Origin of the sequence: Frondihabitans sp. PhB161 (assembly GCF_003814635.1) — a bacterium.
GTDB lineage: Bacteria > Actinomycetota > Actinomycetes > Actinomycetales > Microbacteriaceae > Frondihabitans.
The window spans coordinates 266,312-290,720 of the sequence record NZ_RKQW01000001.1 but is presented as its reverse complement, the minus strand read 5'-3'; the positions used below and the strand labels follow the sequence as shown (position 1 = coordinate 290,720).

Sequence of the window (24,409 nt, the reverse complement as noted above, 5' to 3'; positions counted from 1 at the left end):
TTGCGGGGCGGCGTTGATTGCGTCCTGAGACTCTTGTGGTGGGTTCACTGTCAGGAGACTAGGGAGCGGCGCACGGAGGTTCGCGACCGGCCTAGGTAATTTTCGTCGAAACTGCTCGTCTATCAATCGAATCGAATCTTGGCATTTTCTGGCGGTCGGGCGCGTCGCTGCGCGCGCCTTCGTTGACTAGCTGCGACCGCTGGCCGCACTCGCGTCGGTGAAGAGCTGATGCCCCTGCTGCAGTCCGTGGTCTCTTATCGGCTTCAGTCCGCAACCGTTCCCGAAGTCGCGACGAGCCGAGCCGAACTCGTTCGCTCACCGGCGGGCGCGCTCATGCATCGGCATCAGAGTTCAAACCTGCGCCTCCGACTGGGGCTCGCACCGACGCACCACACCTGGATGGATGGAGAGCATGGACACTCACGACAGGAACTCGGCGGGAGCATCAGCGCAGCGTCAGTACGAGCGCCGACGCGCGAACGACGAGGCGAAGATCCGCGAGAAGTGGGGCCAGGGCCGCCTCGGGCGCATCGCCGTCGCGCTCACGGACGAGAAGCAGAGCACCGCGGCGTGGAAGTCCGGCGCGACGGGGGAGTCGAAGGTCGGGGCTCACCTCGAGGCGATCGCCTCGGACCAGCTCATGGTGCTGCACGACCGACGCATCCCGCGGACTCGGGCGAACATCGATCACATCGTCGTCACCCGCGCCGGCGTCCGGGTCGTCGACGCTAAGCGCTACCAAGACAAGCGACCCGAGCTGCGCGTCGAGGGCGGGCTGTTCCGGCCACGCGTCGAAAAGCTCATCGTCGGCGGCGACCGGACGAAGCTTGTAGACGGTGTGCTCCGTCAGGTGTCGCTCGTCAGTGACATGCTCGGCCAGCAGGTGGGTGCCGTCCCCGTGACCGGCGCGCTCTGCTTCGTCGACGCCGACTGGCCCATGTTCGGCGGCTCGTTCCGTACTCGTGGCGTCGATGTCCTCTGGCCGAAGAAGCTCGTGAAGCTGCTCATCGCGTCGGACGGGCCGGTCGACGTCGCCGCGACCGCCGCTGCAATCGCCGGCCACTTCCCGCCCGCCTGACCAGCGGTCGCGCGACTCAGCGGCGGCCGAACAACCGGCTGAGGAACGAGCGCGGCTGATCGGTCGGTTCAGCTGATGCGACTGCCGTCGGTGGCGCCGGCTGCGTGGAAGTCTCGACGCGGAGCTTTCGTTCCCTCGGATTCGGCATCGGTGTCATCGGCCAGTCGGCCGGGTCGTGCTCGTCTGGGACCACGTAGCCACCACAGTCGACGACCGTCCCGGCGCGATCGAGAGTCACGGTCTGCACGTGCAGGGTGCCGTCATCGAAGTCGTACGGGCTCCGGCCGTCCGGTGCGTACGCAGTCCCGTCACGCACGCCCTTCGACCACGTGAGCCGGCCCACGCGGCCCGTGGGCGACGACGCCCACCAGTGCGTACCGTCCCACTCGACACGAAGGGTGTCGCCGACGCGCACACTCCGGAGCTCCTCGGTGACGGTGGAGTGGTAGAGGCTCGACAGCTTCGGCGTCCCGCGTGCGGCGAGGACCCTGGCGTAGGGGCCGGCGATGCCGTACATGCGGTCGCCGTTCTTGTGCATCGAGCCGACCTGCGGGTGGCCATCGGAGGCGGCTGGTTCTGGCACGGCTCCTCCTCAGACCTCGACGACCTTCAACACCGACCCGGGGCCGGCGAAGTCCTTCGGGTTGTGGGTCACCAGGTCAGCCTGGTACACGATCGCTGTGGCCGCGATCATGAGGCCGATCACTCGGCCCTTTGAGTCCCGGTCGACGCGGGTGAGCTCGACGACGGTCTGGAACGCCGCAGCGCACGCGTCGTCGAAGGGGAGTCCCGCACCGAGTGCTGCACGGAGCGCGTTGTAGTGGAGCCGATGCGCATCGCGCACCTCAGCTTCGGCCAGGTCGTAGAATTCGCGAAGCCACCAGGCCCACCTGGCTACTTCGGACTTAAGTGCTGAACCCGCTGCTCCACACTTTCGGGCAGACGAGTTGCGCAGCCGGTAGCGGGAACACGTGTCCTTAATGGTTGTGGAGACGAGGTTTAGTTTTCGGCCGATACGACACGCCCAAGGGCTACTTCAACACGCGGGTGTGCGGCTGTCGGCACTGTGTAGCGTTCGTATCGAAGACGAGAGGACGTCATGGACAAGCCCAAGATCATCATCGACGGAGTGCCAGGCACCCAGACGCAGCAGGCTGACGCGTGGAGGCCGGTCGTCCGGGACCAGCGGCTCTACCTGCAGCCCGATCATGAGCCCGGGCGGCTCTACTACGTCGAGGCATACTCGGCCGAAGCTGAAGAACCGTGGTTCCGTCTGCGCAGCCCTGAGGCCGAGGCCGCCGAAGCGTGAAGGTGGAGCGAACCACACGGCCAACGACGTTTGAGCGGGGCATCCGAGGCGCAGACACCGTTGTCGAGGTGCGTCGCTGATGGGCTCATTCGTGGCGAAAGTGTCGCACTTCACTGATGGACTGCCGTTCCTGCGGACGGTCACCGGCGCGATCATCCCGCCGGAACCTGAGTTCATGAACGCGGGCTTGAGCGTCGGGGATGTGCTGTTCAGCGTTGACGGCACCTGGCATACCGGGACGGACGACGACTGGACGGAATAGGAACGCATCGGCGTGATCAAGCACGTCGAACCCGGCAAGGTCATCGTTCAAGCCGACGGCGGCCTGACATCCCTGTCTGTTCCCGACGACGTCGCCGTCGGCGAGGACTACACAGTGCGTTTCAACGATCAGTTCCGCATCACATCTGTCGCGGCAACAACGCCGGTGCGGGTGGCCCCGATCGAACTAGATCGCGGCGACGACTTCGATGCCGGATCTTTGCGCAGGGAGATCGACTCAACGCTCTCCTGGGACCAGTTCGCAGGCTTCCCCGACATCATCGCTGAAGCGCAGAACCTTTCCGCCACGCAACTGAACCCAACCGCGAGAGCCGCGCTGGCAGCACTTCGCGTACCGCAGCTGCGGGGGCTGATCTTCGCCGGACCACCCGGCACAGGGAAGACCCATCTCGCGCAGATCATGGCCGCGCAATCCGGTGCAGCGCTCTACCTCGTCACCGCTGCATCACTCGGCGGTCATCTTGTCGGTGAGAGCGAAGGACGTTTGGAGGCCATCTACACGGACGCGGCGAAGCAGCCCCTATCCATTGTCTTCATCGATGAGATCGACGTGATGACGAAGTCGCGTGACTCGGACCGCGACTCCGCATCGAGGCTGGTGAATGTGTTCCTCACGAACATGGACGGCGCCACCACACGAACGAATGTCGTCACCATTGGCACGACAAACAGAATCGACGACATCGACCGCGCCCTGCGTAGGCCAGGACGGTTCGACCGTGAGATCACCTTCCGCCATCCCGGCGAGTCTGACCGTCTCGCGATCCTTCAGGCACGTCGGCCAGAGACCACCGGACCCCTAGATGACGCGTACGTTGCCGCGAACACTGACGACTGGTCCGCTGCCGATCTTTGGTCGGTGTGGCAACACGCCGGCGAGCTCGCGGTGACCGCCGGGCGTAGCAGCATCCACAATGACCACTTCATCATGGGCTTCGAACGAGCCCGAACGATGTGGAACGCCCGACAGGAGAACACGTGAACCTGCTCCGCCGAATTCGAGGGTGGTTCCGATTCAAGTACCGACAAGCGGCGCTGCGGGCCCTCGACCGTCTGGTGCTGCCGCTCGGGGAACTTCGCCAGTTCGTTTACCTCGATGAGGTGGCGCTACGTAGTTTGTACGTTGGGCGGTACGGCGCTGAGGACGCTCGCATCGTTGAGACCCGCGGACGCTCCCGTGAGTCGTCATTGTCTGCTGGGGCGAGCAACTCTGTTCCGGGTGTGATAGCGGCAAAGGTCGACGCCGGAGTTCGGACCACCACCACCTCATCGCGGCAGGTGGAACGGCAAGGGTCGAAGCAGTCGCTGTTCCGTGACTTTCTCGGCCGCGAACTGCGACGGGTGACTACCGAACCGAACGCCCCGGACCTCATTTGGGACGGCACCAAGGACACGGCCGCGACGGGGCTGCTGCAGCGCGGACGCCTGATTCAGGTGAACGTCCTCCTGCAAGCGGATCCGCTGTACCGGTTCGGCTCAATGTTTGGCACTATCGCTGAACTGACGAAGCAGTTCCCCGATGAGACCTCCGGCTTGGAGGAGGCGGAGGCGCTCGGGCAGCTGGTGCAGCAGCTGCTCATCAACCAGGTGCCACTTCGAGCGGAAGTGGTGGGCTGGGGTGTCGATGAGGCAGGAACCGCTGTCGTCGCAGCCTCGGCTGCAGCACACCCGCTGTACCTGCACGCGCTGATGGACACGGGAAGCTTCTGGGCGGACGAGCGGCGGTTCCTTTTCGACGAGGCACCGCACGCTGCGCTGGTACGTCTTGCGGAACCTGGTGTCGTCGCCGGGTGGACACCACTAAAGCTGTTCAACGCGCTGCGGAACTACCCGGCCGTATCCTCGATCAACGAGTCGCTGCAGGAACTGACCGGCAAGCTTGAGGCGTCTGCGTCTGAAGCGAGGCCGGCCGGCGGGGACACGGAAGCACAGCTCACCGCTGCGCTTGACACCTACCTTCGGACGATGGTTCCGGCCGCGCAAGCGGACACGTTGGCGACACTGGTTGCCGCGGCTGCTTCACAGCTGGCACTGCTGGTTCCGTCCGCAACTGCTGTCGACACCGCGTTCGCCGTGCTCGATGCTCTCGCAACTGAGTTGGGGCACGCGCTGCCATCGGGCGACGACGTCGCGGCGCGCCGTTCGGAGGTGCTCCGCAGTCAGGGACTCACTACCCTTGGCACACCGGAGGCCGCACCGGCCTCGAGCAGCCTCCTGAGCGCCGACAAGCTCGTCTACGGACTTGTCGGCGAGGTTGTCGCGGTGTATTGGTGAGCCAGTAGCCTCCTGGTCGGCGCGATGCCGTAGCCTTCTTGCGTCGAAAACGGTCGAGGTCGCTGAACTCCACTGTCAACGACGAAACGGCATTGTCGAGGTGGCGCGTCTTGGTCCTTCCGACGATAGGGCAGGTGACAACGTCGTGTTGACGCGCCCATGCGAGCGCCACCTGTCCGCGCGAAAACACCATGCCGTGCCGCTGTGTCGGCGGATCTCGACGATGACTTTCACCGTTTCTTCCGCCTGGCGGAACATTCGTGAACCTGGTTCGTTTTGCTCACCGCTGTTGCCTGTCGCACCCGAAGGTCGGGCGAGTCTGCATCGCGCGAGAGGCGACCAGATCCTCCGATGCCGTGATCGGCGCAGAACGGATGCATCTCCCGCTTCTCCTCACGCTGCACCAGGTTGTACTGATCCTGTATCGAGATGAACGGCGTCCACTCGCCGGTGGCTTGTTGGTTCCGCCCGTTCGAGAACGAGGGCCTAACGTCGGGCGACTAGATCCGCGAGTGCCGCATCCAGGTGGAGGTTCTGCGGACTGACGCCGCTAGCAAACGTCTTTCCGTCCGCTCCGATAGGGCCTTGCTGCCAGCACCTGTAAAGCGTGCGCCACCAGCGCATCACGCTATGCAAAACGAGAAGTTGGCCGGCGGTCAGACTCGTTGGACAGTCTTTTTCATCCTCTCACCTCGGCTATCGCTCGGCGTTCCGCCTCTTCCCACGGGGCCCAACCGGAATCTACTTGGGACTCTTTGCCACGTAGTGCGTCGAGATCGCCGTAGCGGCCGGACGTTGCAGCCCACGCATCCGACGCAGCGAGTACGTCCTGCCAGTAGAGGTCATTCATAGTATTCGCGAGTATCTGGCGTAAGTACGGAGCGGACGACGCGGACGCAACGGCGAGAGCAGACAAATTTCGGGTGTTTAGCTCGCTGATGGCGTGTCCTCCGGCTCCAGCGCCCAACTTCGGGTCAACTGCACGCCCAGCGGTCTCCTTGCCGAGCAGGTACGTGACCTTCAGCTATCGCTCGACGCCCTGCGAAAGCTGCGTGATTACAGCTCCTGGCTGACGTGCCTGCCATGAGGGGCTCGCTGCTCGATTCAGTCCAAGGGCGACGTGCTCAGTGGCGGTGGAGATCTTGCTCGCCAGGTGCATCGCTCGCAGTATTCGCTCGTTCGGGCGGTTGGCCATAGGCGGAGGGTACGGCTAACTTCCTCAGACGGGGTGCTTCGTCCGCTCCTGTCCGCTCTGGCAGCCGATCGTCTACTGCACTCGGCTCGACGGCAACGACTACGGAGCCGTCCGCTACGTCCGCCGTCACGGCTTCGCTGACGTTGTCACCCGCCTGCTGGCTAACCCAGCAGTCTCACATAGGTTGGTCCGCAACCACTCGCAGTGGAGGTGCGCTATTCGGACGCGTGTGACGAGTTGGCCGGACTCAGCGATGGCAAGTGCTCAGGAGGAAGACCCGTCGCGGTAGCGCCCGGCGACAAGTTGTACGCGAAGGGGAGGAGTTGTGTGCGCGGCGCCACTCGGCCTCTCTTCACGTCACCTCCCGCCATCAGCTTCCGAGAATACGTATTACCGGAAGTAAGGCGGGGTTCGACTGGCGAGGTGATGCTCAGAGGTACACCTCAATGCCACCCAGCTCGACGGCCTAATAGGCGTTGCGCTGGAGTTCTGGATTCCCAATTGCAACAGATCTGATCGTTGATCTAGAAGTGCTGCGACCGGTGGAGTCCTTCTCACGACTCCCGAAAGCCATGCGTCTTGGCACACCATGGTTTCGAGACACGTAGGGCGCTAAGTAGGAGACATTCGAGTCCGAAGACTGATTCGTGCCTGAGAAGGACTCGACCTGCAATAGTGAGTCCGTGACTACACAGGAGCCGTTTCTTGTTCGAGCGTCGGCAACGCGCGTTCTCGGCGAGTACAACCATGCGTTTGAAATTCGAGACGGAGATGAATTTGTCATCCTCTACGGTCCGAACGGTGTGGGAAAGACTCGATTTCTCGAGGTCATTGATGCGCTGTCTCGCCTAAGAGGGTCTGCATTGTTGCTGCTGCCGTTCGAGACGGCCACGTTGGAGTACTCCGACGGCTCAGAATTGGCGGCCGAGAGGATTAGCGGGACGAATAAAGATGAAACTCAATTCCGCGGAACTGTAGCTATTGCGCTTCGCAAAGCCGGACGTATGGTCGTGTCCTGGACGTACGGAGAGGATGAATTCACGAAGTGGGTTCGAGGGGCTCTGCCTTACCGCCAGATCAGTGAAGACCTTTGGGAAGACCCCGGGGACGGTGAGATCGTTCATGTTGATGAACTTAGAGACAGGTACGGGCGGCGAGGTCCCGATGGAAACCCAACGCCCGATGCGTTAAAAAAGTTTGCGGGCAAGGTGCCCAGCTATTTGATCGAGACTCAGCGTTTGCGGATTGAACAAGAAACGCGGCCGCGTCCTGGAGGATTCCGATCCATATCCGCGACAAGGGGGCAGCGGCGTCCCCAATCTCGGATCACGGAACAAGCGGAAAACTGCAACAACTCGTCAATGAGGCGCAGACCGAGCATTCGCGCATCACGCAGCGCCTTGACCGAACATTTCCTAATCGCGTGCTGGGCACAGAGGCGACGAACTTAAATTTGGACGCCGACAGCATCAGAGCGCGCTACGACGAGCAGAATGAATTCCGCAGCAGGCTCGGCCGCGTGGCTTCTGTAGCGCTTGAAGACGAGCTTTCCTTACCGGCCCGGACCCTCGAGGACTGGGAGCTCAAGCTCCTGGATCTCTATCTGCGTGACGCTGATGAAAAACTGGCTCCATTCGAAGGCCTGCTTCAGAAGATCGAGTTGCTGGAACAGATCATCAATAGCCGGCTGCTGAACAAGCAGCTCCGCGTCACGGACGGCGACGGGTTGACCGTGGAGCATGCCGTTGATTCGCGTGAAATTGATCTGGACTCGCTTTCCTCGGGCGAGCAACACGAGATCATTCTTATGATCGATCTGCTCTTCAACGTACCTAGGGGAGCCATCGTCCTCGTCGACGAGCCGGAGATTTCCCTGCACATCGTGTGGCAATTGGCCTTCATTCCCGACGTCCGTCGCATCGCGGCCCTTGCCGGATTCCGTTTTGTCGTCGCTACGCATTCGCCGCAAATTATTAATGATCAATGGGATCGCGCGATCCGGTTGGGGCCACCCGAGGTGGCGTTCTCTTGAGGGAGGCGCTCACAGCCAACACGCTCTTTGCAACAGTCGCCATGTATATCAAGGAGAGTCAGTCCCTCCTGCTGGTGGTGGAAGGTCCGGACGACTACGACGCCCTTAAAGACCACTGCTCCTCCGACCTTCACCTAATGGCTGGTACTGGCGGGCGTGCGCAAGTCCTTAGCACCGCGGAACTAGCTAATTCTCGGGGACTAAAAGGGGTTCGCTTTCTCGTAGACCGCGACTATGACGGGTTTACAGGGGACAGCGGGGTGGACGACCTGGAGAACGTCTTCGCAAGTGAACACCACGATCTCTTTATGGATCTGATTGTGGCTGAGCCTGATGCTCTGTATAGGGTTATCTACGCGCATACACGGTCCGCGCGTCGGCGCCCGATTTCACAGGGGACAAGGTCAATTCCAAACGCGGAGATCATCGGGGACGATGCTCGCGCTCTGGCGACGAAACTCGCCGCCGTTCGAATTGTGAACTCGCGGAACAGCTTGGGATTGGACTTCTCGCGCTTTTCGTTCGGTGGCTTGAAAGTTCGCGATTTTGACGTCGAAGCGATGGCAAGAATTGTCTGCGTTCGATCGGCCGCCCCTCTCGAAACCCATGATGGTGTGGTGAAGGAGGCACGAGCGGCCGAGAAAGAGATTCGGGGCCTCGGCTCGGCGGTGGGTGATCATGATCTTTTTAGCGCGATCGGTCGCGTGCTAAAACGGTACGAAGTGAATGTGAGCCCAGAAACACTTCTGTCGTCGTTTCTGGTGGCCTTCTCGTGCGCGGCCGTTGCCGCCCTCTCCTGGTTTTCCGACCTCCAGAATTGGTGCGAGCAAAACCTACGAGCGGGCATGACTTGCGCGGCGATTCCAATCGGTTCTTAGCCACCCGGGCACCCCTCCCACGTCGGACTTCGAGCAATGGGCAGGGAAGGACGAGCTGCTGCAAGGCAATCGAGCTCTCTGGGCGTGGCTTAAGTGTCAAGAATGAACGTCCTATATCCCTAGGGATATGGGATGTCTCACGGGCTCGATCTCGTGAACCGATCTAAGTCCGGATTTCCGCCATACCGAACTTCCCATATCTATGTGCCGAAAGTCCCTGCTTGAATTTATGTGTTCATCGTTGGTTTTGGGACACCTGGAGGTCTTAGTTGGGAAAGCTGATCGGGTACGCGAGGGTGTCGACGAAGCAGCAAGATACGGATCGGCAGGAAGCTGACCTTCTGGCTGCCGGTGTGCGCCGCGATGACCTCTACATCGACCAGGGTATTTCGGGTACTAGAGCGTCGAGGCCGGCCTTTGATCGAGCTCTGGACGCGATCCATGACGGGGACACCCTCGTGGTGACGACTCTTGATCGTCTTGGCCGGTCGACGCAGAACATGCTCGACTTCGCCGAGGGACTCAGGTCGCGGTCAGCGGGTCTTCGGGTGTTGAACCTGGGGGGAGGGGATGTGGACACGTCGACTCCGATGGGGTCGATGGTGTTCACGGTGATGTCGGCTTTGGCGCAGATGGAGCTTGACATCAAACGGGAGCGGATCACGGACTCTGTTGCTAAACGGCGAACGGCTGGTGGCGACCTCGGGGGACGCCCGCAGAAAGTGTCAGATCGGCAGATCCAGAATGCACTGCGGTTGATCGACGGGGGAGAGGCCGCGGCAAGCGTTCTTCGGGATCTTGGTTTGTCCCGGTCGACGTTCTATCGGCGCGCCCGCGCGCTCGAACGTGAGGCTTGAGACCGCGGTATCACGTCCCCTGACGCAGCAACCGGGTCGCATGTGGCGTGCCCAGTTAAAGGGTCGGGTACCCGTTTTTCGCGGCTGTGTTGAGGGTGGTGGTGATGTTGTCGAGTTGCGGCAGGATCGCGGTCAGTGACCCGTCGGTGTCTGCGTGACCGAGGACGGTCCGGTACGCGGTGCGCATTCTCACGAGTGTGCGCTGTCCGTCGTCGGTGAGTTCCAGAGTGACGAGGTGGGGTGGGGTGCGGCTGGGGACGCGGCGCAGCAGGCCAGCGTCCTCCAGGCCGTCAATGAGCGCCGTCGTGTTTCCGTCCGAGGTGGAGAGGTCGGCAGCGAGGCTGCTTGGGCTGATCTTGGGGGTGACTGCGATCACCAGGAGGGCCGTGAGCTCGGCCGGCGTTATTGCAAGGCTTCTCGCAACGTGGCTGCGGAATCTGCGGTGGGCTTCGTCGAGGCGATGCAAGGTTTGAGACAGAGGAGCGACTGCCTCGTAGGAGTCATCGGGGTGGGCGGTCATGGTTGATCCTTCCACGCAGCTGCTCGTTCCTCAAACGGTCGACCTTCATTAACCGAACGAAACCTAAACGCGTTTTTGGACCCACAGGGTAGGTGTGGCGGCGGGCAATGGGATCGACCGCGGGGCGGGCCTTGGCGCAGAAGATGCTGCACGCTTCCGAAGCCTGGTTTTGGTGGCCCATTCCGTCGGCCATACAAGAAAACCGGCGGTGAGAAGGAAGACGCCGGCAGCCTCGCCGTTGACGAAGAGAGCCGCGCCCGTCAGCAGCAGGGTGAATCCTGCGGCGTCGATGCACCGGCATGCCCAACGGGTGGGCGGGACTGTTCGGGTCATAAGAGTTAGCGGGCCTGGAGGGAACGGCGGTGGGTCTCGCGAAGAGCCCGGAGCCTTTCGCTGCTGTCCTGGACCGTCCCAGTCGTCGAATTCTTACGGGCAAGAATCACAGTCGTTGTCGTGGCAGCGAGCAGGAGAACGATACTAACGAGGGCGATGAGCACGGTGACGCCTCCACGGGCAAATAGGTTGACGGTCGAGATTCTCCGTAATGGAGTGTCTTTATGAAACGCCATCTTGGCTGTATTGTCATGCCCCAGAACGGGGCGGCTCTATGCGACAGTCACGCAAGCCGCCACGCCTGGCCTTTCCAATTCCGTGCTAGACCCGGAAGGGATCGGGTACCGGGTGGGGGAGCCTATTACCGTTTGAGGTCTTTGCGGACGGTGAGGTGTTCCCTCACGACGTGCTGCCACCGCGGATGTTTTGGACCCTGGCTGGTGGGAGTAACGATCTGATAGGTGGTACCGGTGGTGTGGAGGTGTCCATGGCCGATGAGGATGCTGCCGAGGGTTTCGGTGATCTCCCACACGCCGGCACGGGCGTTTCGAACCCGGTAGACGCGGCCGTTTAGCCGGACAAGGGTGTGTTGCCCGTTGATACGTGGCAGTTGCGCGTCGTCAAGGTCGATCGGTTCCACACTGCCCCCTGGATTGGTACGCCCATCCTTGTCCTGGAGGCGGCCAGGGTTGTGGACCTCAGAGTCGTATCGTCACGCCGCGCCCAGTGGACGACGTCAGAGGGAGAGGGGTGTTAGGCCTTGCTGGCGTGGAGGACGGCGGAAGTCAGCGTGGTGAGCTGCTGGATCATTGCCGGTTTTTCGGAGAGGGCAGTGAGTGTTGTCTCGTATTGGTGGAGAACATGGTTGACGGCGTTCCGGCCGGTTGGGGTGAGGACGAGGAGCAGGCTGCGCCGGTCGGTGGGGTGTTGCAGGCGGGTGAGGTACCCGGCGGCGTCTAGCCGGTCGGTGACGGCGGTGATTGCGCCGGTCGTGAGTTGCAGGTGGGCGCGAAGCTGTCCTGGGGTGACCGGTTCGTCTTGGGCGAGTTGCAGGAGAGCGTCAAGGTCGGTTGTTCCCACCCCGAGTTGTTGGGCGGCAGTATCGAGAAAGACGCGGTGCGCATGGTTGAACGCGAAGAGAGCGAGGCGGATAGTCGCGGTGGTGTTCCCGTTGCTCTCGGGAGGCAGAGACTCGGGCTTGGTTTTGGGGTTGGGTGTGGTGTTGACCGTCGTGGTCATCAGGTACTCCGTATCTGGGGACCATCCATGGTCCGCTTCACCCTGACTTAACCACCACCGGTCCCTGCTGTCATTCCCCAAAAGGGGGAGTGAAGTAAACAAGATGGATGGGACTTCGAGGTGCGTGTTTGCCGGTCGCGGCCGGGCCCGGTGTGCGATGCCGAGGTTTGCCACGGTGAATGCCACCTCGGATACTTTAAAAGTCAGCCGCCACGGGTCAAGTGGTGTCGACCTCCCCACAAGTGGGTCCTCTCTGAGGGTTCGTAGCCCTAAGTCGGCTTTGATTTGCGAGGGTACTGCTCGAATTTCGGTAGGGGGCCAGTATCCGAGCGGCTGTTGTGTGCTTGATCGGATGCTCGAGGCGACAAGACGAAGTCGTTTTGCGCTCGAGGTTGCCTGGCGCGGTGGGTGACAGAGGGCCGTGGTGACACCGAACCCCTGGGTTGAGTGCTCTGGTGAGTCGTGGGTTTGAGCACTTGTAGTGACCGCTTTGGCTACGTAGACGGTTCTGTCTTGCGGGGAGAGTAAAGGTCTCCTATGGTGTGCTCGTTACGGGGAGCCCGGCCGGTAAACCACGTTTTGTTGGTGAATCCGGTACTGATCGCCAGAGACTAGCTCGAGGCGGGGTACCTGTAGATGGGAATTGCGCATGCGCGCTCTTCGGTTACGTCGCACCAAGACAATGCTTGCCACTACTGCCGTTGTTACGGCGCTGATTGGTGTTGCCTCCACAGGGATGGCGGCGCAGGCCGCGACGCCGGTGTTGCCGCCTGTGAATGGCCAATTCGATTACCAGATCGGCGGGGCATACACGCCGGCGTCGACGGTGTCGATCGTTGACCGGGATCGGTCGGCGAACCCGGTGTCAGGCAAGTACAACATTTGCTACGTCAACGCGTTCCAAACCCAGCCGGGCGAGAAAACCTTCTGGACCGGGTCTCATTCGGATTTGCTGCTGAAAAACAGTAACGGCAACTACGTCGAAGACCCCGACTGGCCGGGGGAATACCTTCTGGACACGTCAACTGCGTCAAAGCGGACCAGTATCGCCGGCATCATCAACGGGTGGATTGATGGTTGTCAATCAAAGGGGTATCAAGCTGTCGAACCGGACAACCTGGACTCGTGGACGAGGTCAAGCGGGAAATTGACCAAGGCAAACGCGGTGGCATACGCCACCCTATTGGCCACCCGCGCGCATGCCGATGGTCTGGCGATCGCTCAGAAGAACACGACTGAGCTCGGTTCCGCGGGAAAGAACACAGTCAAGTTCGATTTCGCCATCGCGGAAGAGTGCCAATTCAATAGCGAATGCGACGCGTACACGAGCGTGTATGGGAACAACGTCATCGAGATTGAGTACACGGACAACGCTCGGAGCGCATACACGGCCGCGTGCGCAGCGCAAGGGAAAACCATCTCCGTCATCCTCCGTGACCGAGACGTGGTCCCTAGTGGCGATTCGGCCTACCGGTACGAATACTGCTGACGTCAAAGGCCTCTTGAACAGCGCGCCCCGGTCGGGGCGCGCTGTTCGACACCGATGCGTTTGATCCACCGAGTACAGGGCTGGGCGACTGGTTTAAGGGCGGCGGAACAGTTCGGTCTCAGGCGGCCTGCGCCCCGCGGCGTCGCGCATCCGGGGGCGATGACCGGCGCTTGGCGAGTGGTCTTCAATGCTCGCACTCCCTGACTGCGATGGTTGATCATGGCTGTCGTGGATTTACTCTCTGGTGTGAAGAACAATACTGAAGAGGCGGGTGCCCTCATCCCTCTTCTGGAGGCAATGTCGGCCCTGCAAACGGCGGACGCCCTGCTCCGCTGGAGGCTCCGGGACCGTTTTGACATTCGGGCTAACGAGATGTCGGCGTTGGAGTACCTGGCCCGCTTAGAGAACCTCGGTCAACCCGTTCGTGTCCTTGACATTGCCCGTGTGCTTGGTGTGACAAACGGTGCGGGCACGATCATCGTGGCTTGTCTTATCGAGCGAGGTTTGGTGACTCGCACCGAGAACCCGAGGGACGGTCGCAGCAAACTATTGCACCTGACCCCAGAAGCAGCCACGGCATTTGCCGACACCCTTGGGGACTCCCGCACCGATCTCCGAACCTTCCTAGAGGGTCTTTCATTGCGGGAACGCAAACGCCTTACTGTGCTTTTATCCGCGATCACAGACTCTCTAAACCGGAGTGGGCTCGCCCCCAGTACTTGAATGCGGACTGGCGAGCTGACCAGGAAACTGAACGCGGGAGCTAGACAGAATAAATCACCAGGCTTGGGGTTTAGTTAGCCGGGCGTGACCGCCTAGGCTTGTCATGTCCGGTTATCGCTTTGGGATAAGCGGCCGTTGATGAACTGATTAAGGTGCCGGCGTCTTCGGGTGACGCCGGCACTTTCATGTCCCCGTGTCGGCTTTACAACCCTTTCTGATCGCAACTGCACGCACAGAAAACTCTTTCGACTCCTGGGGCGGTGACTTATCCGCCGTCCCTCCTCGGTGAAGTTCACCTTTTCCGAACCGGCAGAGATCTGGAAATGGGAGTGGTCGTTTTAGGCGGCTTGGGTGAGGTGTGTGCGGAGGGCGATGAGGCTGTCGCGGAGCCTCGTTTTCATCGTGCCGAGAGGGATACCAGCGGCGCGGGCGGCTTCGGTGTTGGTGAGCCCGTGGAAGTACGTCAGCTCCAGGACTTCCCGGTGCGCTTGTGAGAGGCGAGACATCGCTGCAACGACTCGACGGTGTTCCATTCGGACTTCGACCGATTCGGCGACGTCATCGACGGACGGTTCGTAGTCACGGATTCCGACTGCGTAGTCGCGGTCTCGGCTCGTTTGCGAAGACCTAACCCGGTCGATAGCACGTCGGTGAGCGACGGTAAGAATCCAGGAGACGGCTTTGCCGCGGGCGGCATCAAACCGGGATGCCTGCTGCCACACCTCCAGATACACGTCCTGGGCAACTTCTTCCGATTGGGCCGGATCCACAAGGACCCGCTGGATAAGACCGAGTACCCGGCCGCTGATGCGGTCATAGAGGGCTGCGAACGCGTCACGGTTGCCCTCCGCAACGAGGTACATAAGTTCGTCGTCGGTGCGGGGTGCGCCAAGTGGTGTCGCGGGAGCAAGAGGCATGGCGGGTAATCCTGACGTAGCACCCAGGAAGGCGGGTGGTGTGCGGAAGACGCCGCACTTACCGACTGTATGACTTTGCATAAACTCCCGTGTCCCCACTCCGGGGGTAGAACCCCGCGGTGCGTACGGCGGTTCGTTTGGCGGTGTCACGAACGGGTAACGCTCGTGAGGGGTGACCAAACTCTTTCGGGGTGGCGCCGCGAACACCTGACATCGGGCAAACGCCCTTGGAACATCTACCGGGTGTCCCGGATTCATCCAAGCAACACCCATCAAAGGATTTTGTTATGCGTAAGATCTCGAAAGCTGGAATCAGCTTCGCCGCCGCTGGCCTTCTCGTCACCGGTGTCATCGGAGCCGGCGTTGCCGCCAACGCCGCGCCGACCTCGAACGTCCACCTCGCCGCCTCCTCCTCGACGGTGCCCGCGCCCCTCGCCGCGGTCCCCGAGGTCTTCGGTGGCGACACCTCCGTCGCCCTCGACAGCAACTTCCTGGCCGCGCTGAAGAGCCTGAAGCTCACCCCCGGCACCTCCGGCAACGCGAAGCTTTCCGGCACGGACATCTCGTTCCCCATCACCGGCGGCTCGCTGGCGTACTGGAACCCCAAGGGCGACTACCGTCCCTACGTGCAGGGAATCCTCCAGCACACCGGGTCCGGCCTCACCCTGAAGGCCGGTTCGACCACGGTCACCCTCGAAGACCTCACCGTCAACCCGGGTAACTCCAAGCTCTACGGCGATGTCCTCGTCAACGGCAAGGTCGCAGCCGAGCAGGCCTACATCTTCTCCCTCCACGGCGGCACCCTGAAGCCCCTCACCATGGACGGCAAGAACGGCGTCCTCACCGGCACCACCGTCCACGTGTCGGGAACGGCTGCGAAGCTCCTGAACTCCACGTTTAAGACCGACGCCGTCAAGGCCGACCTCCTCGTCGGAGTCGCCACCATCAGCGCCCAGATCACCAAGTAACACCCCCTCTCGAAGAGCCCACCGCACGACGTGCGGTGGGCTCTTCCCCTTATGCGTGCTCGTTCCCGAAGGCGGGCACGGGAGAGTCTTGTCCTCTCGCATGGAGGATGAGATCAGCTCGGAGAGTGGATAACTCCGGGCGCCCGATGGGAGCCCACCACACCTGTAGGTGCGGTGGGCTTTCGGCATTCCGCTAGTCCTGGATGGGACCAATTGGCTCATCGGTAGTGCGCGGTCTATGGCTAGTCCACCCGTCCGGGTCCACGATGGTGCGACGAAGGGTTCCTCGTTTAATGGGGACGCCGGTGGGCCGTAGCAGGAGGTCAATCAGCGGCGACTGGGCAGCCTCTCTTGAGGTTGGGTATCGTCGGGTGGACCGGGTGCGGCTTTCATTGTTCTGCCGTGGCCTGGTTGGCTCGGCGGCTCGTGACCCGAAGGCCGGGCCATTTTCTGGTTGAGGGCAGGACTGCTGTCGGTCCACACGGTTGCACCTTGCCCTGGTGCGTTCAGAATTCGGCCGGTCAGGCTATCAGCCGTGGAGGGCGGCGAGGACGACAAGCGTGATCGTGGCCACGGCCAGGATGGCGACTGCGACATAGATGACGCGGGGTGTTCCCGGTTGTCGTGGCGGCCCATACGGGTTCTTCTTATGGCGCCTCATTCGACCAATTTTACGGTCCAGGCCCGTGGTGTGGTCAGGTAATGGTGGGTGGGTGTTAGGTGGCGGCAGTGGATGAGTCCATGGGGTTTGTCCGCGGTGTCAGGTTCAGGGCTTGTCCGGCCGTTCTGAGAATGGGTGGCCGATGAACACCCCGCCGGCACCGGTTCTGTCCCGCGCAACGACGAGCGGGGCAGAACCTTTAGCAACCGTCCTTCGCCGAAGAAAGACGACCAACGGCAGCTCTCTTATAGGGGACGAGGTTTTGGGGGCGGCGCAAGTGTGAGGCAGGAATGCCTGAGCCTCTATCGAGGCGCGGTTGTGCCGGGATCCTCGCGGGCCGTTGGTGGGGACAATGTTCCTGCCAGGGCTCGGTACAACGTCGCCCTGTCGACACCAAGCGTTCGCGCCACGACCGTTTTCGGCACTCCTGTCGCGACGAGCTCACGTGCCTCGGTGACCTGCTCTGTGGTGAGCTTTTTTGCCCGGCCGAGGTACTTGCCGGCGGCTTTCGCGATCCGGATCCCTTCTGCTTGCCGCTCCCGGATGAGAGACCTCTCGAACTCGGCAAATGCCCCGAGCAGGTTCAACATCAGTTGCCCCATCGCGTCCTCCGCATCACGGCCGTAAGTTTGCTGCTCCTTGACGAACACGACGGTGGCGCCTTTCCTGGCGATCTCATCGACAATGTCCCGAAGGTCCCGCAACGATCTGGCGAGCCGGTCCATGGATGCAACCCGGACAACGTCCCCGTCTCGGACGTACCGGATGCACTCCGCAAGAGCAGTCCGGTCGGTGCGGGACCCGCCGGACACTTTCTCCTCGAATACCCGATCGACCGGGCCGATCGACTCCAGCTGCCGATGAAGGTTCTGGTCGGTCGAGGACACTCGGACGTAGGCAACGGTCTGCGTTTTATGGGGAGACACGTCTGGACCCTCCCACACTTATGCCGCACAAGTAAGGATTGGGACTCTATTGCGACGTGATTTGGCCGTTTTTTGTGTGGTGTTTTGGGGTATACCCCACCGCGCACTTTCCTGCCGAGGGCAAGACGCGTTCAGCCTGTGGCGGTTGATGGGGTGGAACGGACCCGAACCGCGCCACCCCATCTCGAGCTGCCCCGAAGGGGTACAACCCGCTCCAGGAGAAGATCTCGACCGGAGTGGCAATAAAGATAGGCCGGTCTGACCTGGCAGGGCCAAGGTTGTGTTGTTTCCAAGACGCTTCCACCGCTTGGATGGCGCTCTCTTCATGCCCATACCCATACGGTCGAATTTGTAGAGTGCTATCCCCAGAACGGGGGTCACTGGACGGCGGCGGGGTACACGTACGGTGAACATGCTTCTGTTGCGGGCGAGGAGGTCCCGAGGGAACACCCTGGCCCCGAATCTGGTGTGTTCTTCGCCGTGACCGAAGCCTGCGCCTCGTCGTTGAGGGAAAACTCGCAGAGTCCTGCGACAACCTTCTACCCAGATTGCGGAGGTGTCGCAGGACACTGGGCTCCCGTTTCAGAGGCCGTGTTCATGGGTAAGGCGCGGTGCGTGCTGCCGGATCGGACGCAAGCCCACCGTGATGGCCCGCACGTCTTGAGGTGGCTGGCCGTCGTGTCAGACGTTCCGAAGCGCGTCGAGTCTGCAGGCCAGCTCCGCCGCATAGTCGTGAAAGCGGACGAGGGCCTAAGCGCTAGTGGGCGCTGAGGTCCCAGACGGGGGCGACGTATTCGCGGTTCCACCCGGCCCGCATGCGGGTCACAGCCCGGTCGTAGGCTTCGAGAAGGTTCATCGTGGGCCGAACCATCGACTGCAATTGCAGGCCTTCGTAGAGGGCGATGAGTTGTTCGGCGCCGCGGGCCGGTTCCATGGTGGACGGTTCCCTGCCGGCCCGGATGTCGGCAGCCAGTTGCTGGGCGACCATGAGGTGGAATCGGTGGTATTCCTCCTGGAGGAACGATGCCATGGGGTGCTCCGGGGTTGCAGCGACGTTCACTGTCGCGGACAGTAACCGCATGAGGGCCGGGTCGTCGATGTTCGCTTGGACGATGCCGCGGAGGAACGCGGCAGCGCCGGAGCGTTCCGCGACGGGCAGGATGAGCCGCATCCGTTGCCCGTTCCAGTAGTCGATCGTCGCGATCAGCAGATCATCCCAGGAGGGGAACCGGGCCGTGACTTCCTGCACGGTGACTTGCGCTGCGGTAGCGACGAGGTCGAACGTGGCTTCATGGAATGCGAACCGCCGGAATACGGTGATGGCGCCCTGGATGACCTGGAGACGCGATTTGGTGTCAGTTGTGTGCAGCACGGAAACCGGTCCGGGGAGTGAACCTGTTGCCGGCGCTTCGACTTGGGGAGCAGTAGACGCGGGCGAGGCTGACGTATCGGGCATGCCGACACGCTAATGAACCAAGGGGTGGTGGTTGTAGGCCCAGTTCAGGGTGCAGGCACTCCTGCTGGCACCTGTTCTGGGTCATCCCGGGAGGTTGCGCGCTACTCGTGTTCGCGATTCGATTCATGCATGCCGGAGGGGGATCCGGCATGAAGCACACACCACTGAACAGGGCGTTTCCTCGTGGGAGGGCATCACCACAGTGGGGGCTTCATACGCTTGTTCCGGCTTTGTCATCCTTGGAAGAGCCGGTGGGAGTGGGAGGGATGTTCCCGGGGTGTGTTGCTGATTCCAACGCACCCGCAACCAAGGGAATGATTTAGGGGCTCTCGGTCTTTGACCGGGAGCCTCTTCTCATTCTCCGGCCAGGGGTTATCGGATACCGAGGTGCAGCCGGAGCGTTTGCTCCCACCGCGCTGCCGCGATCGGTGCCCCTCCGGGAACGGCGGCCGTGTAGTGACGCCCGTGAAACACGAGCCGGCCATGGTTGATGCTGGTGGCCCCAATGCGTTCGGTTATCGTCCACACATGATCCGAAACAACCGTGAGCTCAAGCATGCACGAACCGAGCTGAACCCTCTTGGCCTCGCCCTGTTTCGTCGGTAATACCGTGTCCCACACGATGACCGTCATGACGTGCCCCCTTGGTCAGTCGCTGGCCTGCAACCGTCAGCGGTCATTCGGAGAACCGGATCAGGCGGTTTGCTCTCCCATTCGAATCAGGGATGCACGCTTCTCGATCGCCCTAATGCCTGGCAGGTGGACCGTCCGCACAGACTTACTCGGCGATCCCGGTCCCGGCCCTGGTCGCGGCGGTGTCGATAGCGTTCGCGGCGTGGCGGAGGCAGTCGATCAGGCCGGCATCGAACACGCAGGGGGAGTTCTTGACGACGTCTTCGATAGCGGAGTTGTAGAGACCCATGATGCTGTCCATGGCTTCTTCACCACGGAAGGTGAGGGTGAGTAGTTGGCTTCGCCGGTCGGTGGGGTGGGCGATCCGTTCCACGTGTCCTGCCTTGTCGAGCCGGTCCACCATCGCGGTGATGGCGCCGGTTGAGAGGTCAAGCTCTGCGGCGAGGTGTTTCGGGGTGCAGTTTTCGGTGCTGCCGATGAGGAAGATGGCTGTCAGTTCACCGGTGGAGAAGCCGAGGTCGTGGGCGAGGCGGTGCCGGATGCGTCGGTGGGAGGCGTCAATCTCCACGAGGGCGGCGCTGAGCGCTTCCACGGCAGCCGAAATCTCGGCCGGGTCCGTAGGGGCAGGTGTGGGGGTTCGGGTTGTCGAGGTCATCCGTGGTCTCTCTGGTTCGGGTGGGCCATCCGTGGCCGCATAGTCAGGGTAAGGACGCGGACACGATTCGGGATAGGCCCCCTAAATGGGGACTTTGCTCACTCATCAAACTAACCCACAATTGACCTAACGCACTGCAAAACCACCTGAGAAACGACTTACAAGACGGCAAAGCCGACCGATAGTCGAACAAGTCACCAGCCCTTTCTTCTTCTCCCTCATTTACTTCAGGAGCCCACCTCGTGTCGAACCTCACCCCCGTCAAGGTCAAGCGGATTCGTTTCGCCCCGATCGCTCTGGCGACCGGCGTCCTCGCCGCCGTCCTCCTCTCGGTCACCATGACGGGCACCCTGTCGGGCTTCGCCGCGCAGATCACCAACTCGAACAACACCGCCGCCACCGGCGCACTGACCATGCAGGAGCAGAACTCCGGCGCGACGGTCACCTGCACCTCCACCGACGGCGGCTCGGTCTCGAACAACACCGCCACCTGCGCCACGATCAACAAGTTCGGCGGATCGACCACGATGATCCCCGGCCAGACGGTCACCACGCCCGTCACCATCAAGAACACCGGCACCGTCGCCGCGAGCACCTTCACCCTCACCCCCGGCGCCACCTGCGCCCAGTCGAACTCGGGCGCCGCCAACGGCACCGCCACCGACCTCTGCGCGAAGCTCTCCGTCGTCATCACCAACACCACCGCGAACACGGTCGTCTACTCGGGCACGCTCGCCGCTCTCGCCGGCTCGTCGGCCTACACCCTCCCCGCCGTCGCCGCCGGTGGCACCACCGGCTTCAGCTTCGCCGTGACCCTCGCCTCCTCCGCCGGCAACACGTACCAGGGCCTGCAGGCATCGCTGCCCCTCGTCTGGAACTACGCCAGCTAGTCGCCATTCGCCCCACCCCTGGGCAGGGGCTCCGCCGAATCGGAGCCCCTGCCCCTCCTTCATGAAACGGACTCATCGCTGTGACGGACATTCGAGACACCACCCCGCACGACGCGGCACTCGCGTCGACGGTGGTTCGTCCCGACACGACGTCGACCACGCTGGCACCCCAGTCGATTGGCCTCGAGCGGATCACTCCGCGGCTTCGACGAAGCGTCCTAGTCACGGTTCTCTCAGCGTTGGTGGCCGTAGTAGCAACGACGTTGGTGGCTGCCGCGTTGCTGTTTCACCTCCACGGTGGGTCTTGGTTCATCGTCAAGACCCCGTCGATGGGGACTGCTGCCCCCGTCGGCACTCTCGTTCTCACCACCCCCACCACAGTGGCCGACCTGCATGTCGGGGACGTGGTCGCGTTTCACCCGCCCACCGACACCGGCGAAACCTACACACACCGGATCATCAAGATCAGCAAGACCGGTCTCCTCACCACCCGAGGCGACATCAACGGAGCCACCGACCCGTGGCAGCTGAACGACCACAACCTCGTCGGACAAGCGTCGACCATCCTTCCCGGGTTTGGGTGGCTGATCCGCGGCCTGCCGATCGTCCTCCTTGGCACCGTCGTCGTGTTCCTCGCCACCGCCCGAGTGAAAAACGCCACCAGGAGAAGTGCCTACCGGATCTCTGGGATGTCTCTTGCTGTCTCCGTCGCGGCGTTCGTGTTGAAGCCATTCACCGGGGTTGTTGTGGAGCAAGTCACCACGACCGGCGGCCACCCCGGCGCCACCGTTGTCTCCACCGGCCTTCTCCCCATCCGAGTCCAGGCGGTCCACGGCACCCACGCGGATCTCCTCACCGGGCAGGTTGGACACGTCACTGTCCCCGCGTCCGCCCATCAAGCGTTCTACAGCCTGTCCTCTGGCCTGCACTTGGGGTTCTGGGGCTGGGTGATCCTCATTGGGGTGTGCTCCCTGCCGCTTTTGTGGACGATGATCGTGGGCCTCCCTCCGAAAGAACAGGCCGCCGCGTGAACGCGAGGCCAAGTCACACCAGCGGCCGTCGGGTACGCCTGTCGCGGGTCCGCCGCGGATTCTTGGTGGTCGGTGTTGCTGCGCTCATAGTGGCTGCAGTGTGGGCGGTCTCGGGTGCGACCCCGTTCGCGATCGCCGGGTTCACCGCGAAGATCAGCAACAGCAGCAACACTGCGGCAACGGCCCAATACTTCAAGTGCACCAATGCGGAAGCCGCCGACAAATCCAGTGCCCTGTTCCAGTACTACCTCAATGAGGCATCCGGGTCGACAACGGCCGTTGACAGTGATGGCAATTCGGCCAACGGCACCTACCAGGGCACGATGACGACCAGCACGGCCACCCCGATTGCGTGTTCGAGAGACACCGGCGGCGCTTACGTGCTCAACGGCAGCAGCAGCTTCTTGTCCACGCCGACGTCGTATGCGAACCCGACCACGTTCAGTGAAGAGGTCTGGTTCAAAACCACCGTCGCGGGCGGGCTGCTGATCGGTTTTGGCAGCAACCAGGTGAGCTCTTCTGGCCAGCACGACCGACAGATCTACCTCAACACGTCAGGGAAGCTCGTCTTCGGCACGTACAGCTCAGCCGTCCAGGTGGTCACCTCGCCGCTGGCGTACAACGATGGAAAATGGCATCACGTTGCCTCGACTATGTCTGCCTCGACCGGTATGCGCCTCTACGTCGACGGGGGCCTCGTTGCATCGAACGCGAATTACACCGCCGCAGAAAACGCGACCGGGTACTTCCGTATCGGTTACGACACCATCTCCGGCTGGCCGGGCACTGCCAGCAACTACTACTTCACCGGGCAGATGCGGTACGCCGCCGTCTACTCCACCGTCCTCACCGCACAGCAGATCTCCAACCACTACGCCGCCGGACAATAACCACAACCCCACCCCACTGACGGCCCGCCCGGATCAGGACCAAACCATGAACACTACTTCTGCCCGCACCCCGGTCGACGTCAACGAAGCCGACCTCCTCGCGCTCCTCGGCGCCTATCAGCACCTCCAGGCGCAAAACCTGCGAATGAGTACCCACCTATCGGCCGATTTGGGACTCAGTCCCACCGACCTTCGTGTGCTGCTGTATCTGTTCCGCACCGAGAACGTCTCCCCGAGGGATCTCGCGACTCTCCTCGAACACACGACGGGTTCGATCACCGCGATGGTCGACAGGCTCGAGAAAATGGAACATGTCGAACGACGTCCCCACCCGACGGACCGGCGCAGCCAAACCCTCCACCTGACCGACACCGGAATCTCAGCCGTTCAGCACGTCCGAGACGCTTACCAGAACGCGTTCGATGGGGTGTTCACCGGCCCCGCCCTCCGCACCGCCTCCAAAACCCTCCGCGCCCTCGGCGACGCCCTCACACCGCTCCGTTCTGACAAGTAAGCCTTAGATGGACGTGGGGGACTCGCAGGGCTCGCGGTGTCACTTGGCAGGGTGGGCGGTCTCTGGCCAAACACAAAAGGTCCTCGCGCCGCAGGACCGGAACCGGTGAGTGCGGGGTCTCCCGCCCGGGCGGGAGACCCCGCGGCCACGCTTCACGGGCGCCAGATCAGAAGCATCCACGTAAGGCGGGCCTTCGCCTGGGGTACCACCCCCCGGCATCACAACCGTAGCCGTAACGGGGGCGGGCGCAACAGGATCGCGGACATTCTGACGGTCACGCTCAGTGGGGTGCGGAGGGGAACAGTTTCGCAGGAGGTATGCGGGATTCAGGTGTCGCAGGCGAGTAGCCGCAGAAGGTCCGCTTCTATCTCCTCGAACCGGATGTGGGGGTTCTCCGACCAGGAGGTGAGGGTCTGTTGCCACCCGGTGGCACCGAAGATATGTCCGCCTAAAAGCGTCACCAGCGTCGCCAGGTGCTGCTCCAATCCCAGCGCCCCAACTACGGGAACGGCCGTGTCGGGCAGGGGGCGCGGGGTGGCGGTTGCGGTGGGTTCCTGGTGAGGGAGACCCGTCGGGTTCTGATCCATCCTCACATGCTAGGAGGCGGCCCCAGCGGGGTCCTGCCCCCACTACTGGGAGTCCACGACGCTCCACTGTCA

General features: G+C 62.3%; 27 protein-coding genes. 15 read left to right on the top strand and 12 right to left on the bottom strand.

Features of this window, described 5'->3' with window-relative positions:
- Positions 1-412: 412 nt before the first annotated feature.
- The gene (locus EDF39_RS01545) at positions 413-1,078 is read left to right on the top strand and encodes a nuclease-related domain-containing protein (protein ID WP_233572927.1); all 666 of its coding nucleotides are present in this window, start codon (positions 413-415) and stop codon (positions 1,076-1,078) included.
- 16 nt (positions 1,079-1,094) lie between these two features.
- On the opposite strand, the gene EDF39_RS01540 is transcribed toward EDF39_RS01545, so the two are convergent.
- Both EDF39_RS01540 and EDF39_RS01535 read right to left on the bottom strand, forming a co-directional pair.
- The gene (locus tag EDF39_RS01540) at positions 1,095-1,661 is read right to left on the bottom strand and encodes a hypothetical protein (protein WP_123939920.1); all 567 of its coding nucleotides are present in this window, start codon (positions 1,659-1,661) and stop codon (positions 1,095-1,097) included.
- A gap of 9 nt (positions 1,662-1,670) precedes the next feature.
- Positions 1,671-1,922, bottom strand: coding sequence for a type II toxin-antitoxin system VapC family toxin (locus EDF39_RS01535; protein WP_123939918.1), 252 nt, complete (start codon positions 1,920-1,922; stop codon positions 1,671-1,673).
- 255 nt (positions 1,923-2,177) lie between these two features.
- Here EDF39_RS01535 and EDF39_RS01530 point away from each other — a divergent pair, with 255 nt between their 5' ends.
- From EDF39_RS01530 to EDF39_RS01500, 7 genes are all read left to right on the top strand, one after another.
- The gene (locus tag EDF39_RS01530; protein ID WP_123939916.1) at positions 2,178-2,387 is read left to right on the top strand and encodes a hypothetical protein; all 210 of its coding nucleotides are present in this window, start codon (positions 2,178-2,180) and stop codon (positions 2,385-2,387) included.
- A gap of 91 nt (positions 2,388-2,478) precedes the next feature.
- Positions 2,479-2,649: a hypothetical protein gene (locus tag EDF39_RS17375; RefSeq protein ID WP_158613120.1), complete on the top strand. Its 171-nt coding sequence runs from the start codon at positions 2,479-2,481 to the stop codon at positions 2,647-2,649.
- Between the two features lie 12 nt (positions 2,650-2,661).
- Entirely contained in the window at positions 2,662-3,651 is a 990-nt protein-coding gene (locus EDF39_RS01525; protein ID WP_158613119.1) for an AAA family ATPase, read from the top strand.
- Positions 3,648-4,943, top strand: a complete 1,296-nt coding sequence (locus EDF39_RS01520) for a hypothetical protein (protein WP_123939912.1) — start codon at positions 3,648-3,650, stop codon at positions 4,941-4,943. The genes EDF39_RS01525 and EDF39_RS01520 overlap by 4 nt, the downstream gene beginning before the upstream one ends.
- A gap of 2,618 nt (positions 4,944-7,561) precedes the next feature.
- A complete protein-coding gene (locus tag EDF39_RS01510; protein ID WP_158613118.1) occupies positions 7,562-8,170 on the top strand; it encodes an AAA family ATPase in 609 nt (202 codons plus the stop codon).
- A 41-nt stretch (positions 8,171-8,211) separates the two neighbouring features.
- Positions 8,212-9,048, top strand: a complete 837-nt coding sequence (locus EDF39_RS01505) for a hypothetical protein (protein WP_123939907.1) — start codon at positions 8,212-8,214, stop codon at positions 9,046-9,048.
- 269 nt (positions 9,049-9,317) lie between these two features.
- Entirely contained in the window at positions 9,318-9,905 is a 588-nt protein-coding gene (locus EDF39_RS01500) for a recombinase family protein (RefSeq protein ID WP_123939905.1), read from the top strand.
- 55 nt (positions 9,906-9,960) lie between these two features.
- On the opposite strand, the gene EDF39_RS01495 is transcribed toward EDF39_RS01500, so the two are convergent.
- From EDF39_RS01495 to EDF39_RS01485, 3 genes are all read right to left on the bottom strand, one after another.
- Positions 9,961-10,425 carry a MarR family winged helix-turn-helix transcriptional regulator gene (locus tag EDF39_RS01495; protein ID WP_123939903.1) on the bottom strand — a complete coding sequence of 155 codons (465 nt, stop codon included), beginning with the start codon at positions 10,423-10,425 and terminating at the stop codon, positions 9,961-9,963.
- A 694-nt stretch (positions 10,426-11,119) separates the two neighbouring features.
- Positions 11,120-11,398 carry a hypothetical protein gene (locus tag EDF39_RS01490; RefSeq protein ID WP_123939901.1) on the bottom strand — a complete coding sequence of 93 codons (279 nt, stop codon included), beginning with the start codon at positions 11,396-11,398 and terminating at the stop codon, positions 11,120-11,122.
- Positions 11,399-11,511: 113 nt separating this feature from the next.
- Positions 11,512-11,997 (bottom strand): MarR family winged helix-turn-helix transcriptional regulator, encoded by a 486-nt coding sequence (locus EDF39_RS01485; protein ID WP_123939899.1) that lies wholly within the window; start codon positions 11,995-11,997, stop codon positions 11,512-11,514.
- A 649-nt stretch (positions 11,998-12,646) separates the two neighbouring features.
- Here EDF39_RS01485 and EDF39_RS01480 point away from each other — a divergent pair.
- Positions 12,647-13,486, top strand: a complete 840-nt coding sequence (locus EDF39_RS01480; protein WP_199726115.1) for an endo alpha-1,4 polygalactosaminidase — start codon at positions 12,647-12,649, stop codon at positions 13,484-13,486.
- Between the two features lie 219 nt (positions 13,487-13,705).
- Positions 13,706-14,209, top strand: coding sequence for a MarR family winged helix-turn-helix transcriptional regulator (locus tag EDF39_RS17865; RefSeq protein ID WP_123939897.1), 504 nt, complete (start codon positions 13,706-13,708; stop codon positions 14,207-14,209).
- A 338-nt stretch (positions 14,210-14,547) separates the two neighbouring features.
- Here the strand turns inward: EDF39_RS17865 and sigK are convergent, their stop codons facing one another.
- Positions 14,548-15,126 (bottom strand): ECF RNA polymerase sigma factor SigK, encoded by a 579-nt coding sequence (gene sigK / locus EDF39_RS01470; protein WP_123939895.1) that lies wholly within the window; start codon positions 15,124-15,126, stop codon positions 14,548-14,550.
- Between the two features lie 287 nt (positions 15,127-15,413).
- On the opposite strand from sigK, the gene EDF39_RS01465 reads away from it, so the two are divergent.
- Positions 15,414-16,094 (top strand): hypothetical protein, encoded by a 681-nt coding sequence (locus EDF39_RS01465; protein ID WP_123939893.1) that lies wholly within the window; start codon positions 15,414-15,416, stop codon positions 16,092-16,094.
- A 529-nt stretch (positions 16,095-16,623) separates the two neighbouring features.
- On the opposite strand, the gene EDF39_RS17755 is transcribed toward EDF39_RS01465, so the two are convergent.
- From EDF39_RS17755 to EDF39_RS01445, 5 genes are all read right to left on the bottom strand, one after another.
- On the bottom strand, positions 16,624-16,755 hold the full coding sequence (locus EDF39_RS17755; protein WP_255410102.1) for a hypothetical protein: 132 nt from the start codon (positions 16,753-16,755) through the stop codon (positions 16,624-16,626).
- A 302-nt stretch (positions 16,756-17,057) separates the two neighbouring features.
- Positions 17,058-17,681 carry a recombinase family protein gene (locus EDF39_RS01460; RefSeq protein ID WP_233572926.1) on the bottom strand — a complete coding sequence of 208 codons (624 nt, stop codon included), beginning with the start codon at positions 17,679-17,681 and terminating at the stop codon, positions 17,058-17,060.
- 757 nt (positions 17,682-18,438) lie between these two features.
- Positions 18,439-19,053 carry a TetR/AcrR family transcriptional regulator gene (locus EDF39_RS01455; protein ID WP_158613117.1) on the bottom strand — a complete coding sequence of 205 codons (615 nt, stop codon included), beginning with the start codon at positions 19,051-19,053 and terminating at the stop codon, positions 18,439-18,441.
- A gap of 456 nt (positions 19,054-19,509) precedes the next feature.
- On the bottom strand, positions 19,510-19,770 hold the full coding sequence (locus tag EDF39_RS01450) for a hypothetical protein (RefSeq protein WP_123939887.1): 261 nt from the start codon (positions 19,768-19,770) through the stop codon (positions 19,510-19,512).
- A 145-nt stretch (positions 19,771-19,915) separates the two neighbouring features.
- A complete protein-coding gene (locus EDF39_RS01445) occupies positions 19,916-20,425 on the bottom strand; it encodes a MarR family winged helix-turn-helix transcriptional regulator (RefSeq protein WP_123939885.1) in 510 nt (169 codons plus the stop codon).
- A 242-nt stretch (positions 20,426-20,667) separates the two neighbouring features.
- On the opposite strand from EDF39_RS01445, the gene EDF39_RS01440 reads away from it, so the two are divergent.
- From EDF39_RS01440 to EDF39_RS01425, 4 genes are all read left to right on the top strand, one after another.
- Positions 20,668-21,315 (top strand): hypothetical protein, encoded by a 648-nt coding sequence (locus tag EDF39_RS01440; protein WP_123939883.1) that lies wholly within the window; start codon positions 20,668-20,670, stop codon positions 21,313-21,315.
- Between the two features lie 80 nt (positions 21,316-21,395).
- Positions 21,396-22,346, top strand: coding sequence for a signal peptidase I (locus EDF39_RS01435; RefSeq protein ID WP_158613116.1), 951 nt, complete (start codon positions 21,396-21,398; stop codon positions 22,344-22,346).
- Between the two features lie 65 nt (positions 22,347-22,411).
- A complete protein-coding gene (locus EDF39_RS01430; protein WP_233572925.1) occupies positions 22,412-23,236 on the top strand; it encodes a LamG domain-containing protein in 825 nt (274 codons plus the stop codon).
- 46 nt (positions 23,237-23,282) lie between these two features.
- Complete coding sequence (locus EDF39_RS01425) at positions 23,283-23,750, top strand: MarR family winged helix-turn-helix transcriptional regulator (protein WP_123939877.1); 468 nt, start codon at positions 23,283-23,285, stop codon at positions 23,748-23,750.
- Positions 23,751-24,076: 326 nt separating this feature from the next.
- Here the strand turns inward: EDF39_RS01425 and EDF39_RS01420 are convergent, their stop codons facing one another.
- A complete protein-coding gene (locus EDF39_RS01420) occupies positions 24,077-24,337 on the bottom strand; it encodes a hypothetical protein (RefSeq protein WP_123939875.1) in 261 nt (86 codons plus the stop codon).
- Positions 24,338-24,409: the final 72 nt, after the last annotated feature.